At 70.4% G+C, this 14,407-nt stretch carries 11 protein-coding genes; 4 read left to right on the top strand and 7 right to left on the bottom strand.

Translation table 11 applies throughout. The annotated features are described in order from the left end of the window. Positions 1 to 82 precede the first annotated feature (82 nt). Positions 83 to 1,441, bottom strand: coding sequence for an RtcB family protein (locus D7W82_RS13140; RefSeq protein ID WP_120618679.1), 1,359 nt, complete (start codon positions 1,439 to 1,441; stop codon positions 83 to 85). A gap of 235 nt (positions 1,442 to 1,676) precedes the next feature. Here D7W82_RS13140 and D7W82_RS13135 point away from each other — a divergent pair, with 235 nt between their 5' ends. Next, positions 1,677 to 1,958, top strand: coding sequence for a hypothetical protein (locus tag D7W82_RS13135; RefSeq protein WP_120618678.1), 282 nt, complete (start codon positions 1,677 to 1,679; stop codon positions 1,956 to 1,958). Positions 1,959 to 1,965: 7 nt separating this feature from the next. Here the strand turns inward: D7W82_RS13135 and D7W82_RS13130 are convergent, their stop codons facing one another. From D7W82_RS13130 to D7W82_RS13120, 3 genes are all read right to left on the bottom strand, one after another. After that, positions 1,966 to 2,316: a DUF2019 domain-containing protein gene (locus D7W82_RS13130; RefSeq protein WP_120618677.1), complete on the bottom strand. Its 351-nt coding sequence runs from the start codon at positions 2,314 to 2,316 to the stop codon at positions 1,966 to 1,968. After that, positions 2,313 to 3,656: a hypothetical protein gene (locus tag D7W82_RS13125; protein ID WP_120618676.1), complete on the bottom strand. Its 1,344-nt coding sequence runs from the start codon at positions 3,654 to 3,656 to the stop codon at positions 2,313 to 2,315. The genes D7W82_RS13130 and D7W82_RS13125 overlap by 4 nt, the downstream gene beginning before the upstream one ends. Positions 3,657 to 3,753: 97 nt before the next feature. Then, positions 3,754 to 4,947, bottom strand: a complete 1,194-nt coding sequence (locus D7W82_RS13120) for a BTAD domain-containing putative transcriptional regulator (RefSeq protein WP_120618675.1) — start codon at positions 4,945 to 4,947, stop codon at positions 3,754 to 3,756. A 204-nt stretch (positions 4,948 to 5,151) separates the two neighbouring features. Between D7W82_RS13120 and D7W82_RS13115 the strand changes: the two genes are divergently transcribed. Further along, positions 5,152 to 5,478: a pilus assembly protein N-terminal domain-containing protein gene (locus D7W82_RS13115; protein ID WP_158617649.1), complete on the top strand. Its 327-nt coding sequence runs from the start codon at positions 5,152 to 5,154 to the stop codon at positions 5,476 to 5,478. Positions 5,479 to 5,499: 21 nt separating this feature from the next. Here D7W82_RS13115 and D7W82_RS13110 read toward each other — a convergent pair whose 3' ends face one another. Continuing rightward, the gene (locus D7W82_RS13110; protein WP_120618673.1) at positions 5,500 to 5,952 is read right to left on the bottom strand and encodes a PaaI family thioesterase; all 453 of its coding nucleotides are present in this window, start codon (positions 5,950 to 5,952) and stop codon (positions 5,500 to 5,502) included. Beyond that, a complete protein-coding gene (locus D7W82_RS13105) occupies positions 5,952 to 6,380 on the bottom strand; it encodes a PaaI family thioesterase (RefSeq protein WP_233587464.1) in 429 nt (142 codons plus the stop codon). Before D7W82_RS13105 ends, D7W82_RS13110 begins: the two co-directional genes overlap by 1 nt. A 181-nt stretch (positions 6,381 to 6,561) precedes the next feature. Between D7W82_RS13105 and D7W82_RS13100 the strand changes: the two genes are divergently transcribed. Together D7W82_RS13100 and D7W82_RS13095 are read left to right on the top strand one after the other, a co-directional pair. Beyond that, entirely contained in the window at positions 6,562 to 10,005 is a 3,444-nt protein-coding gene (locus tag D7W82_RS13100; RefSeq protein WP_120618671.1) for an amidohydrolase family protein, read from the top strand. Between the two features lie 409 nt (positions 10,006 to 10,414). Further along, entirely contained in the window at positions 10,415 to 10,885 is a 471-nt protein-coding gene (locus tag D7W82_RS13095; RefSeq protein WP_147439310.1) for a hypothetical protein, read from the top strand. 4 nt (positions 10,886 to 10,889) lie between these two features. On the opposite strand, the gene D7W82_RS13090 is transcribed toward D7W82_RS13095, so the two are convergent. Continuing rightward, positions 10,890 to 14,279 carry a PAS domain-containing protein gene (locus D7W82_RS13090; RefSeq protein WP_120618669.1) on the bottom strand — a complete coding sequence of 1,130 codons (3,390 nt, stop codon included), beginning with the start codon at positions 14,277 to 14,279 and terminating at the stop codon, positions 10,890 to 10,892. Between the last annotated feature and the right edge of the window lie 128 nt (positions 14,280 to 14,407).

Below are 14,407 nucleotides of genomic sequence, written 5' to 3'. Positions count from 1 at the left end.
GGGCATGGGTGGGGCTCCAGGCGGAGGCTCAGTCTAGCGCCGCCCGGCCTCCCCCACGAGTCCCCCTTCCAGGGATATCCCGTCAGTCCGCGCCCTTGATGCAGGCCACCGGCTTGAGGCGGTGGGCCACCCGGGCGAGTCCTGCCTGCTCCACCGTCTCCAGCACGTCGTCCAGGTTCTTGTAGCAGGGCCCGGACTCGTCCAGCGGCGTGGTGCGGGTGTTGAGCAGGATGCCGGCCTCCGCCATGCGCCGGTCCGTCTCCTCCTGCTGGAGCTGCCGGCGCGCGGCGGCGCGTGACAGCCGCCGGCCGGCGCCGTGGTTCACCGAGTAGATGGACTTCTCCGCCCCCGCTTGCGCGAAGAGGATGGCGCTGCCCGTCTCCATGGAGCCGGGGATGAGGATGGGGTGCCCGGTGGCCTCCCACGTCGTGCCCTTGAGGGCCGGATGTCCGGCGGGGAAGGCCCGCGTGGCGCCCTTGCGTGCGACGAACTTGCCGCCCTCGCGCTGGATGAGGTTGTGGCTGATCTCGTAGTAGATGTTCGCGGTGCCGCCGAACACGTCCTCGAGCGCCCCGCACACGGCCTCGCCGATGAGCAGCCGGTTGGCCACGGCGAAGTTGGCCGCCATGTTGTGCAGGTTCCAGTAGCTGCGGCCCAGGGCGCTGTCCGCGTCCAGCCAGACGAAGTCCTCGCTGTGGCTCTTGAGGCCCAGCTGCGCGGCGCCCGCCACGAAGAAGTGCTTGGCGATGTTCCAGCCGAACCCCCGGCTGCCGGTGTGGAGCATCACCCAGACGCGGCCCAGCTCATCCACCTGCATCTCGGTGAAGTGGTTGCCGCCGCCCAGGCTGCCCAACTGCCCGCGCTTGTCGAAGGCGCGCTCGGGGATGGACACGCCGGTGTCCTCCACGGGGATGAAGTCGCGCTCGGTGACGGAGCGGCTGCGGCCCAGGGCCTTGGCGCCGTGGCGGAGGACTTCCTTGAGGGTGGGCTCGCTGAGCCTGCGCTGCTTGCGCGCCCGGGTGGCGCCCACGCCCACGGCGATGCGGTCGGTGACCTCGTTGATCCACTGGCGGCGCTTCGCGGGGTCGGCCACGTCCTCCACGGTGAGGGAGGTCTGCAACTGGACCATGCCGCAGCCGATGTCGTAGCCGGCGGCGGTGGGCAGCAGGGTGCCGTCCGTCTCCACGATGGTGCCGATGGGGACGCCATAGCCCACGTGACAGTCGGGCGTGACGGCGACGCGGGTGACGCCGGGGAAGGTGGCGGCGTTGACGACCTGATCGAAGACGGCGTCTTCCAGCGAGGGGGCTTCCGGGTTGCCTTCTTCCCCCCAGAGGAGCTTGTCGGAGAGGAACAGGTCCGCGTGCACGCGCATGGTCTTGGTGCGCGGCAGGACGTAGTGGCACTCGGAGACCTTTTCCAGGTGTTGCTTCCAGCTCATGGTGAATCCCCCAGGTGGGTGAACCCGCGGCAGGGACGAAGCCCTCCCTCATCCCTGACGGTGCCGGTTTCCGGACACACGATTGGCTGCCTGCCTGGCGCTCGTCGAGAGGAAACACCGTGAGGTGGACGGAGGGAACGGCCGGGAGTGCACGGAGCGGCATTCAGACAAGCCTGGGGGTTGCGGCGGCGGATCGGCATTCCCATTTCTGCAGCGTGCATCAAGGGGGTGGGCGATGGGGTTTTTGACGGGGATGGTGCTGTCGATGGCGTTGCAGGCGGGGCCGGTGGAGATGACCGCGGCTCCGGTGTTCAATCCGTCGCTGTGCGCCAAGAAGCGCGTGGATCCATGCGGGTGCCATCACGTGTACGGCATCCGGCACTGCCACCAGAACCGGAAGAGCAACCACTGCGAGGCGCAGGTCCGCGCCTCCGAGCCGGACGTGGAGCAGGAGACCGCGGAGGCCACGAATCCGCTCCAGAGCCTCATCGACCCGGCGAAGTCCGTGTCCATGTAGGCCCGGGCTATCCCGGGTCCAGGGACCAGGTGCCTTCCCTCCAGTGCTTGAGGGCCATGATGGCGTCGATAGCTCCGATGCCGCCCTCTTTCGCCGCCACTTCCAGGACGGCCGTGGCTTCCGCCGTCCGGTAGCGGAGCAGCTGGGCCGCCGCAGCGGCACGGACGTCCGTGCGCTCGTGCTTGAACAGCACCAGGAGTGCGTCCCTCCCGGCATCGCCATGGGCCATGAGTTGATCGAGCGCAGCCCCATACTTCCTGGCGTGCTTGTTTCCGGTCCTGGGGTCGCCTCGGTGGATGGCGTCGGTTTGCGCGGCGACGTGCTTCGCGACCTGTTCGACCAGCTCCTCCAGCGTCATCTCCAGACTCCCTTCCGCACGTTCTCGATGGCGATCAGGCCGAACTCGCGTTGGGCCTCGTAGGACTGCGTGCTCAACCATTGCCGCACGGTCTGTGTATTCGACTGCGTGATGGCACGGCGAACCGAGGAAAAGAATCCACTGACATCCGTGTGCAGGCGCTTGTCCAGCGGGATGACGTTCTCGGTGTTGTGAAGGGCCTGGGGACCGAACCGCTGCACGTTGCCCGGGGTCTGCTCGACGATGTGGTGCCACTCCTTGCCAGGACCCGCCGGGCCCAGGGCCTTCTTGAAGCCACTGAACGAGCCCCATCCCCTGGGCGCACCCGCGGGGGGCGTAGGTCCACCGCCGTTGGCGGCCATGGCCACCGCGCCAGGCGCGAGCGCAACCGTCACGGTCTCAGCGCTCACCGCCACCGTCCGCACTTCGCCGACCGCCGCGAGCCGCAGGCCCAGCTGGGACTCGGCCTGCACCGTCGCCAGGGCGGCTCCGGGGAGCCGAGGAACCTTCGCGGCCAACCCGGGGGCCGTGGTGCCGATCGCCGCCGTGGCCAGCAGGGCGAACGCGCGTGCCGCGTTGCGGCCCATGACCTTTCCATAGCGCTCGCCCGCCTCGCGCAGTGCGCCGAACGTGGTGGCCCGGTCCGCTGCGTCCACCAACTGTTTGAAACCCACGATGAGGTTCCAGAAGGTGTCGACGCCCACGTAGGCGATGAGCGTGGCGGTCATCACTGCCGCGAGCCCCTTGGAGAAGGGCTCGGGCACCGCGAGCAGGACCATGTACGTGGTCCAGGTCCAAAGGACCGTCGTCAGCATGGCCTGGGGATCGGCCATGTCCTTGAAGGCATCCAGCAACTCCTCCAGCACGGCCCCCTGAGCAAGCGCCATGGCCAGGGCGTAGCGCCCGTCTCCGTTGACCGTAGGGCCTTCCATCAGCAGACGCAGGCAGTCACCAGACCTGCCCGTGCGCTCGCACCAGCGCAGGTAGGCACGCGTCAGTTCCACGTCCGCACTGGAGGCCTCGCCTTCCAGGTGCTCATCCGGCCCCAATGGCGTGATGCGGCGGTTGCGCGGGTCATAGAGATACGAACCACTGCGCGGCTCCACCTGCCAGAGACGCCGTGCCGCATCCTGGGGACGTGGGGCCGGACGCACGGCCCGGGCCAGCACCGCGACGGCTTCTTCGAAGTCCTCCTCGTCCACTTCCACCGGCGTGCCGCCTGAGGAGGGTGTGACCACGATGGGTGCACCCCTGCCTGTTTCCAGACGTACCGACCGCGTGACGCCGCCACAGCCAGTCAGCAGCACGACCACGAGCGGAATCAACCACCAGCGTCGCATGCGGATGTCCTCTCCGGAGACTGAGACGCTCCGTGAGAGTCATTTGAGCAGGCAATGGCAGACGAATACAGAGGGCATGCTCCTCGCTCAGCCCGCCTCAATGCGCGGCGGCAGGCTCCCCAGGAAGCGCCTCTGAACGGCTCACCTCCAGGTCGCTCTCCGAGCGGATGATGACCCAGCGCGCCTGCGGCGACACGCGCAGGGCCACCACGTTCGGCGCCAGGCGGCGCATCTCCGGCTTGTAGGGCATCACCGCGGACGGAGGCGTCTTCGGTGGGCCCCCAGACGCGCGATTCATCAGCGTGAGGACCTTCACCGTGGGGCGCTCCGGCGGCGGAGCAGGATGCAGCGTGGGCGGCGGCACGCGCGGAGGACTCCGCCGCAGCGCGGGCAGGCCCAGCGGCACACCTGGCAGGGGCTTCTGGGGCACGCTCCTTCCCACCGTGACGGGCGCGATGCCCGGAGGCGTATTCCCTCCCGGCTGCGCGGCCCCCACCGCCGGCTCCCCGAAGGCGGACATCGACACGATGACCTTCGGCAGCGGCGCGGCCTCCGGCGCACGCTGCGCACCCGCCGCCACCTGCGCCATGGAACGCGACATCGTCTCCGTCGCCGAATCCAGCGCGGGCGTCACGGTCGGGATGGCAGGACGCGGATCGGGCAGCACCGCCTGCCGCCCCGGCCCCGGCATCGCGCTCGGTGTCCCACGGATGTTCATCGGCGTGATTGATGGTGGCGGCGGAGGCGGCGGCACGCTGCGCATCCGTCCGGGCGGTGGCGTCGGCGGCGGCAGCCGGTCGAAACGGTAGAGTTCCTCGTCCTCCAGCGCCGTCGGCGTCACCGCGCCCTGACCCAGCCGCGCCAATTCCTGCTGCAACGTCGGGTCGCGCGGATCCAACTCCAGCGCGGCCTTCAGCGCGCCTCGCGCGCGGGACTCGCAACCCAGTGACAACAGCACTTGAGCTGCCTTGCGGTACGCGGCAATCGCTTGCTCCTTCTGCCCCGCGCGGCGGCAGGCCTCCGCCAGCCGGACGCGCACATTCGCGTCGCGCGGGAGCAACTTCGCGAGCTGCGCGTACGTTTCCACGCACTGCGCATACCTCCCCCGCTGGTACAGCGCATGGGCGGCTTCCTTCAACTCCCGCAGCTTCATCGACTCGCGCTCGCTCATGGGGGTCTCCGCGTCGGTGTCGCTCCCCTGAGCTAGCAGGCGACGTGCCGCGCTCCCGTGACGCGCGCTCGCGTTCACTGCCGCGCCCCCACCGAGCCCCCAGGCGGGAAACCCTGTCATCCACCCGGCGGCCCCCAAGGCAATCCACCGTGTCCTCGTTCACGCTGTCCGCTGCAGGACCTGGCAGGAACCCTGTAGAAATGGGAACCACGCTGTAACAACGTCAGTGTCCGCGGCGCGGGGGCTCTCGGGAGACGTCGGATGCCCACGCATGGGACATTGGGGCAGCTCCGGACTCCCCGGAGTCACCCGGAGGTCGCATCCATGGCTTCACGCATCATGGCCCTGACGTTGGGAACCCTGCTGCTCAGCGCCCTGCCCGCGGGGGCCAGGGAGCCCGCCGCTCGCGCTGGGGACGCGAAGGACCTTCCTGCCGCGGACGAGACGCTCACCCTGAAGAAGGGCGCGAAGCGCGTGCTCACGGTGCCGGGGATGAGCCGCGTGGCGCTGGGCGACCCGTCCGTCGCGGACGTGAAGACGGTGGGGGCGGACGGCGTGGAGGTCTCCGCGCTGGCGAAGGGGACGACCACGCTCATCATCTGGGGCGCTGATGGCAAACGCCGCACGTACCGCATCGTGGTGGACGGCTAGCGTCCACCGGACTCCGGCCGTTCACGGCTCCGACAGCAGGAACAACGCGTGCGCGCTGGCGATGGGCCGCGTGCGGTCGTCCTGCCAGGCCTCCACGCGCACGTTGGCCACGCGCCGTCCCTGCCGCGTGATGAACGCTTTCGCGAAGGTGTCCTGCGCCTTGCCCGAGCGCAGGAAGTCCACCGTGGTGGAGATGACCTTGGGCACGCGCTCGGTGTCCGTCTGGAGCAGCAGCTCGAAGATGGCGCTCGACTCCAGCAGCGCCCCCAGCGTGCCGCCGTGCAGCGCGGGCAGGATGCTGTTGCCAATGAGGTGCGGCGCGTAGCGCATGCGGCAGAGCATCTCGCCGGCCAGGTTCTCCACGCCAATGCCCATGAAGCGCGTGTAGGGGATGGCGTCCGTGAGGCGGTGGTACTCGCGCGACTGGCGCACCTGGCGCACCAGGTCCGCGAGGGGAAGCGAAGGCGTGCTCATCAGCTCTCCACCCGCATGAAGGTGCCCTGTGAGGAGGCCACCGGCGTCGCCGGGTCGCCCTGGTGCACCAACGCGCGCACGAAGGCGACCATGCGGGTGACCTTGTAGCACTCGGCCTGCGCGGTCAGCGGCAGGCCCGGGCGCGCGGGGCGCAGGTAGTCGATTCTCAGGTCCAGCGTGACGATGGCCGCGAACGCGCCCAGCGCCGCCATCACCGCCGCGCCGCTCGCCGCGTCGATGAGCGTGGTCACCGCGCCGCCCGCCACCACCCCCGTCTCCGGGTTGCCGACGAGCACCTCCGCGTACGGCATCACCACCGTCGCGTCCGTGGTCCCCACCGCTTCCAGCCGCAGCCCGAGCGCGTGATTGTGAGGCACCGCCTCGGTGAACAGCACGGAGAGCGCCTCGCGCCGCCCCTCCGGATCCATGGGAAGACTGAAGTCCGACATGGGCTGGAGGCAGTAGCAGATTCGGACCGCGCCGGGGGAACGCACCGCGGCACGCCGCGCCCAGGAACACGCCTGCCCGCCCGCGAGTTCACGGGCGCCCTGCGAGCCCGCGCATCCTGGCAGGATGCCGCGCCCCGCGTCTTCCCCGAGGACACTTCCGGTGAACCGACCCCTCTCCTCCCTCTGCTTCGCGCTGCTCGTCCCAGGCCTGCTCCTGGCGGCGCAGCCCCTGCCCAAGCCCGCGAGTGCACCCGAGCCCGCACCCCCAGGGCGGGGTGAAGCGCCTCCGCAGGAACCGCCCAAGCCGCCCGCGCCCAAGGACACCGCGCGCGAGGCCGCCCGGGCGAGCGAGGGCGACGGCGGCACCCTGGCCCCCGTCGCCACCCCGGAAGCACCCGACGCGAAGAAGGACGAGTGGAAGGTGGACGCGCCCCCGGGCGTGGCCAGCAGCCAGGTGCCCATCGACGTGCGGGAGGGCACGTGGATGAACGTGGACGTGAGCCCGCGCGGGGACGAAATCCTCTTCGACCTGCTGGGAGACCTCTACGCGCTGCCCATCGCGGGCGGCGAGGCGCGCGCGCTGACGTCCGGCGCCGCGTGGGACATGCAGCCGCGCTACAGCCCGGACGGGAAGTCCATCGCGTTCACCAGCGACCGGGGTGGCGGGGACAACGTCTGGGTGATGGACCGCGACGGCAAGAACCCGCGCGCGGTGACGCAGGAGAAGCTCCGCCTGCTCAACAGCCCGGCGTGGAGTCCGGACGGCCAGTTCCTGGTGGCGCGCAAGCACTTCACCGGCCGGCGCTCGCTGGGCGCGGGCGAGGTGTGGATGTACCACCGCGCGGGCGGCGAGGGCGTGAAGCTCACCGAGCGCGCCAACGACCAGAAGGACCTGGGCGAGCCCGCGTTCTCTCCGGACGGCCGCTACGTCTACTTCAGCCAGGACGTCACGCCGGGGAAGTCCTTCGAGTACGACAAGGACCCGAACAAGGAGCTCTACGCCATCCAGCGGCTGGACCTGGACACGAAGGAGGTGGAGCCCTTCGTCACCGGTCCGGGTGGCTCCATCCGGCCCACGCCGTCGCCGGACGGCAAGCAGCTGGCGTTCGTGCGGCGGGTGCGCGGCAGGAGCGTGCTGTACGTGACGGACGTGAAGTCCGGAGCGGAGCGGCCGCTGTATGTCGGGCTCGACCGGGACATGCAGGAGACGTGGGCCATCCACGGCGTGTCCCCGGTGATGGCGTGGACGCCGGACAACAAGTCGCTGGTGTTCTGGGCGGGCGGGACGCTGCACCGCATCGACGTGGCGACGAAGAAGGTGTCGCCCATCCCCTTCCACGTGAAGGGCACGCGCACGGTGTTCGCGGCGGTGAAGGGCACGCGGCCCGTGGCGCCGGACCGCTTCGACGTGAAGATGCTGCGCTGGATGCAGGTGTCACCGGATGGCAAGAGGCTGGTGTACCAGGCGCTGGGCAAGCTGTACGTGAAGGAGCTGCCGTCGGGGACGCCGCGGCGGCTGACGCGGCAGAACGAGCACCTGGAGTTCTACCCGTCGTTCTCGCGGGACGGGCGCTCCATCGTCTATACGACGTGGGACGACGACGCGCTGGGCGCGGTGCGCATGGTGTCGGCGACGGGCGGCGAGGGCCGCGTGGTGACGACGCAGCCGGGCTTCTACGTGGAGCCCGCGCTCAGCCCGGACGGCAAGTGGGTGGTGTACCGGACGACGGGCGACGGCTACCTGATGCCGGGCACGTGGAGCCGCGAGACGGGGCTGTTCGTGGTGCCGTCCACTGGTGGCGGCGTGGCGCGCAAGCTGACGCGGGACGGGGAGCAGCCGCACTTCGGCGCGAAGCCGGACCGCGTGTACTTCCTGCACGTGGAGTCCAAGGACGTGGAGGACGTGCGCACGCTGCGCAGCATCGGGCTGGACGGCGGCGAGCCGCACACGCACCTGACCAGCGGCGGCGCGCTGGAGATGCGCGTGTCGCCGGACGACAAGTGGGTGGCCTTCCGCGAGGACTTCAACGCCTACGTGACGCCCTTCGTGCGCGGCGCGAAGGAGGCGCGGGTGGGGCCGTCCACCAAGGCGATGCCGGTGACGCAGGTGAGCCGTGACGCGGGCGAATACCTGCACTGGTCTGGCGCGGACGCGCGGCTGTCGCTGCACTGGGCGCTGGGGTCCAGGCTCTACACGCGGGCGCTGAAGGACGCGTTCACGTTCATGGACGGCTCGCCCAAGACGCTGCCGCCGCCGGAGGCGGACGGGGTGGACGTGGCGTTCTCCCAGAAGTCGGACGTGCCGGAGGGGACGGTGGCGCTGGTGGGCGGGCGGCTCGTCACCATGAAGGGCGAGCAGGTGGTGGAGGAGGGCGTGGTGGTGGTGAAGGGCAACCGCATCGTGGCGCTGGGCCCGGTGGGGAAGGTGAACGTGCCCGCGTCCGCGAAGGTGGTGGACGTGAAGGGCAAGACGCTGATGCCGGGCCTGATTGACGTGCACTGGCACGGGGCCATGGGCGTGGACGGGCTGATGCCGGAGCAGAGCTGGGTGCAGGCGGCGTCGCTGGCGTTCGGCGTGACGACGCTGCACGACCCGTCCAACCACTCGGAGACCATCTTCGCCGCGAGCGAGCTGGGCAAGGCGGGGATGCTGACGTCGCCGCGCATCTTCTCCACGGGCACCATCCTGTACGGGGCGGCGAGCGCGGACGCGCACGTGGAAATCGACACGCTGGACGACGCGCGCCGGCACCTGCGGCGGATGAAGGCGCTGGGGGCGTTCAGCGTGAAGAGCTACAACCAGCCCCGGCGCGACCAGCGGCAGAAGGTGCTCCAGGCGGCGCGCGAGCTGGACATGCTGGTGGTGCCCGAGGGCGGCTCGCTGCTCCAGCACAACCTGACCATGGTGGTGGACGGCCACACGGGGCTGGAGCACTCGCTGCCGGTGGCGCGCATCTACGACGACGTGCGCCAGCTCTGGAAGGGCACGCAGGTGAACTACACGCCGACGCTGGGCGTGGCCTACGGCGGGCTCATGGGGGAGAACTACTGGTACCAGAAGACGAACGTCTGGGAGGACACGCGCCTCTTGTCGTTCGTGCCCCGGCGCGTGGTGGACGGGCGCTCGCGGCGCCGCGTGATGATTCCGGACGAGGAGTTCAACCACCAGAACGTGGCCCGCGTGGCGAAGGAGCTGAACGACCTGGGCGTGGGCGTGCAGCTGGGCGCGCACGGCCAGCGTGAAGGCCTGGCGGCGCACTGGGAGCTGGCGATGTTCGTGCAGGGCGGCATGTCACCGATGCAGGCCTTGCGCGTGGGCACGCTCAACGGCGCGCGCCACCTGGGCATGGATAAGGACCTGGGCTCGCTGGAGGTGGGCAAGCTGGCGGACCTGGTGGTGCTGGACCGGAACCCGCTGGAGGACATCTCGAACAGCCGCACGGTGCGCTACACGATGGTGAACGGCCGGCTGTACGACGCGAACACGCTGAACGAAGTGGGCACGCGGCAGCGCACGCGCGCGAAGTTCTACTTCGAGAAGGATGGCAACGAGGGCTGGAGCCCCCGGGCCACCACGCACGCCACGGAGCAGGTCTGCGATTAGGCGTCGTCCTCGTGTTGTGTGGAGTGCTCGCGGGCTGCGCAGGCGGCCCGCGGCAATTCCATCAATCCCTGGGCCCGGGGCCCGGGCCGGGCTGCGTCAGCACAGTGGATTGCCAGTGCAAGAGCGGCTCGGCGGCGGCGTGCGAGACGATGGAGATGATGAAGCCGCCCCGGCCCCGGAAGCCGAATCCGTTGCCTCCACCTGGAGCGGGTGAGGAACTGGAGAAGACGGAGAAGGAACGGGTCAGGGAGACCTGCACCCAGGACTACGTTCGCTGTGTCGATGCGGGCGGAGACAGCAAGCCCGGACGGGTGGAGGGAGAGAGCCGCTGTGACTCGTGTCGATCCTATTGTATGGCCAACGGGTTCTGGCCTGACGCCGTATACAACTGGAACGGGAAGGCGTTGGAATGCCCGCGAAGAAAATGAAGAAGGCGTTCCAGGATCCGCCCTTTCGGGATCCGGCCTGGAGTGCCTTCATCGATGATGTGTCGGACGTGACGGGCCTCGCGCCCAGGGACTGGCCCCGGTTTCGTGCGGGCCTCAAGCAGGTGGGGCGGCGCCATGAAGGACGAGTGCCGTCAGCCTCGCTTCTCCGGTTCATCGCCAAGACTGCCTTCTTCTGCGCCGCGCATTGGGGGCAGACCCCACGGGTCGTCAAAGGCGCCCTGCGTGCGTACCTGAAGCACCCGCTGGACACTCAAATGTATTCATACATGGCCGCGGAGTACTGGCAGTGGGCGTTCAAGGTCTCCCCCGAGGACCTGCCCGCCGCGGAGGCCATGCTCGCGGAGGTCCGCGAGTACCTGCCGTCCCTGGACGACCACGAGCGCCGCAACACGGAAGGCATGCTGGCCTTCCTGGAGCGCCAGCGCCGCTGACCCCTCAGCGGCTCGTCGCGGCCACCTGGGCCAGGGCCTGCTGAATTTGCGGCAGCGCATAGGGCTTGGGCAGCACCACCACGCCCAACCACTGCTGCGGATCCCCATCCAGCGCGGCGCGGCCATGACCGGACGCGATGATGACGCGCATGGCGGGCTTGCGCAGCGCCACCTCGCGCGCCAGGTCCACGCCGGACATGCCCGGCAGCGTGACGTCCGTGAAGAGCACGTCGAACCGCTCCGCCGCCAGCGCCACCCGCGCCTCCTCCGCGCTCGCCACCGACATCACCGCGTGGCCCAGCAGCCCCAGCAACTCGCTGGCGGACGCGCGGATGTCCTCGTCGTCCTCCACCAGCAGCACGTGCATCCGCCTCGCGGCCTCCTGCGCGGCGGACGTTTCCCCGGTGCGCGCCACCTCCGGCCGCTGGAGCTTCGGCGTCGCCATCCGCTGCTGCCGCTGGTCTAGCAGCGCGCGCACCTTGCGCGCCAGGTCCTCGCGCCGGTACGGCTTGGACAAGAGGCTCACGCCCGGGTCCAACCGTCCGCCGTGCACGATGGCGTTCTCCGTGTAGCCGGACGTGAAGAGCACCTCGATGTCCGGCTGCAGCGCCTTCGCCTGCCGCGCCAGCTCCGGGCTGCGCACCGGCCCCGGCATCACCACGTCCGTGAAGAGCAGGTCCACCGCCACGCCGCTCTTCAGGATGGACAGCGCGCTCTGGCCGTCCACCGCGCGCAGCACGCGGTAGCCCAGCTCCGTCAGCAGCTCCACCACCGTGGCGCGGACCTCCGCGTCGTCCTCCACCGCGAGGATGGTCTCCTTCCCGCCCTCCACCGGCCCCGTCACCACCTCCGTCACCGGCGCCTCCGGCTGGAAGGCGCGCGGCAGGTACACCTTCACCGTCGTGCCGTGCCCCAGCTCGCTGTAGAGCTTCACGTGCCCGCCGGACTGCTTCACGAAGCCGTACACCATGCTCAGCCCCAGGCCCGTGCCCCGGCCCTCCGGCTTCGTGGTGAAGAAGGGCTCGAACGCGCGCTCCATCACCTCCTGCGACATGCCCCCGCCCGTGTCCGACACCGCCAGCAGCACGTACGCCCCGGCCATCACCTCCCGGTGCGCCTGCGCGTAGTGGTCGTCCAGCGCCGCGTTGCTCAACTCCAGCGTCAGCTTCCCGGCGCCCCCCATCGCGTCGCGCGCGTTGATGGCCAGGTTGAGGATGACGTTCTCCAGCTGGTGCGGATCCGCCATCGTGTTCCACAGCCCGCCGCCGATGACCGTCTCCACCTCCACGTCCTCGCCCAGCGCGCGGCGCAGCAGGTCGTCCATGCCCCGCACCAGCCGGCCCAGGCTCAGGGAGCGCGGCTCCAGCGGCTGCCGCCGTGAGAACGCCAGCAGCTGCCCGGACAGCCGGGCCCCGCGCTCCACCGCGCTCAGCGCCGAGCGCACCCGGTTCAAGCCCCGTTCGTTGCCCGCCACGTCGCGCTGGAGCAGCTGGAGGTTGCCGCCCACCACCTGGAGCAGGTTGTTGAAGTCGTGCGCCACGCCGCCCGTGAGCTTGCCCACCGCCTCCATCTTCTGCGCCTGCCGCAGCTGCTCCTCCGCCTGCCGCTGCGCGGTGACGTCACGCCCGGCGGCGTACAGCACGCCGTCCTCCGGCACCGGCACCGCCGTCCAGGAGATGCGCCGGGAGCCGCCGTGCTTGCACCGGTAGGAGCTCTCGAAGTTCAGCGTGGGGTTTCCTCCCTCCAGCCGGTGCACCTCGGCACGCGACCGCGCGTAGTCGTCCGGGCGCTCCAGCCACTCCGACGTGCGGCCCAGCAGCTCCTCCTCCGTCCACCCCAGCATCCGCGTCCAGGCCGGGTTGACGCTGAGGAACTTCCCCTCCGACAGGCTCCCCACCACCAGCAGGTCCTGGGACACGTTCCACACGCGGTCCCGCTCCCGCGTGCGCTGCGCCACGCGCTGCTCCAGCGTCTCGTTGGCCTGCTTCAGGTCCGACAGCGCCTCGAGCCTGGACAGCGTCGCCCACACGCGGTCGGCCACGTCGCGGCACAGCTCGATCTCCTCCGCCGTCCACGTGCGCGGTTGCACGTCGTGCAGGAACAGCACCGCCACGAACCGGCCGTGCTCCAGGAGCGGGATGTTGAACAGCGCCCGGATACCCACCTGCTCCAGCGCGTCCGCCTGGGGCGCCGTGCGCGGGTCCTCCCGCACGTCCGGGATGGCCACGACCTCGCCCTTCAGGAGGTCTTCCAGGAACACGCCGTAGTCGTGGAAGCGGTGCACGCCCTCCACCCGCACCACCTCTGGCGAGGCCACCCAGTTCGGGTGCATCAGCACCAGCGCGTGCGCCGCGTCCACCGTGCCGTAGCCCGCGCGCGGCACGCCCAGCAGCCGCCCCACCACCTCCATGGACAGCTGCGCGGCGGCGTCCGGGGACGAGGCCTCGCGCAGCCGGTCCGCCATCTCCAGCAGCGCCGTCTGCCGCAGCTCCGCCCGCTTGCGCGCGTCGATGTCCACCAGCACGCCGGGAAAGCGCAGCGGGGCGCCCTGCGCGGAGAGGTGGCAGTGGCCGCTGGCCTCCACCCACCGGTGCTCGCCGTCGGCGTGGAGCACGCGGTACTCGGCGCGGTACGCACCGCCCGTCGTCAGCACGCGGGCGATGGCCGCCTCCACCCGGGGCCGGTCCTCCGGGTGGATGGCGGCCACGAACTGGGAGAGGGGCAGACCTTCGCGCGCCTGCACGGGGTCCAATGAGAAGGAATGCGCGAAGCGCTCGTCCGCGACGACGCGGTTGCCAGGCACGTCCCACACCCAGGTGCCAATCATTGCCTCGGCGTTCAGCGCCAATTGCACGCGCTCGTTCGCCTCGCGCAGGGCGTCGTTGGCCTGGTGGCGCTCGGTGACGTCCTGGGTGATGCCCACCAACTGCACCGGCTTGCCGGCCGCGTCGTACACCAGCGACGCGCGCCGGTGGATCCACCGCACGTCCCCGGTGTCATGACGGCGGATGCGGTACTCCACCGACGGCGTGACCTGCCCCGAGGCCCGCGTCCGCGCGTTGGACACGTGGCGCCGGTCCTCCTCCAGCGCGAGCGCCTCGATGACCGGCGCGGGCAGGGTGTCCGAAACCGGCACGCCGTACAGCCGGCAGAACTGCGGCGTCACCGTCAGCTGATTGGTGGCGATGTCCAGCGTGAACACGCCAATCCCACCCGCCTCCTGGGCCAACCGCAGCTGCTCCTGCTTCACGCGCGCGTCGGCGTTCCCGCCAGGGGACGCCGGGGCGGGAGCCGCGCCAACGCCGTCATCCAGACCCGCGGCGCGCAGGCGGAATCGCAGACGTTCGACCTCGGCCCTCAGGGCCTGTTCCGTTTCGGAGGGGGACACGCTCATGAGCGGGGGGACCGTGGGTCGAGGGGGGCGACCTCCGGCCGTGGCACTGTCACCCGGGTCCTCCGGGGTGGGCAACGGGGAATTCCGAAGGAGTCATTCCTCCGGAACCGGAGCATCCTCCCCGGTCT

Origin of the sequence: Corallococcus sp. CA049B (genome assembly GCF_003611685.1) — a bacterium.
In the GTDB taxonomy this organism is placed as follows: Bacteria; Myxococcota; Myxococcia; order Myxococcales; family Myxococcaceae; genus Corallococcus; species Corallococcus coralloides.
Note: the sequence above shows the minus strand (reverse complement) of the source record. Positions and strands in the feature narration are given on the sequence as shown.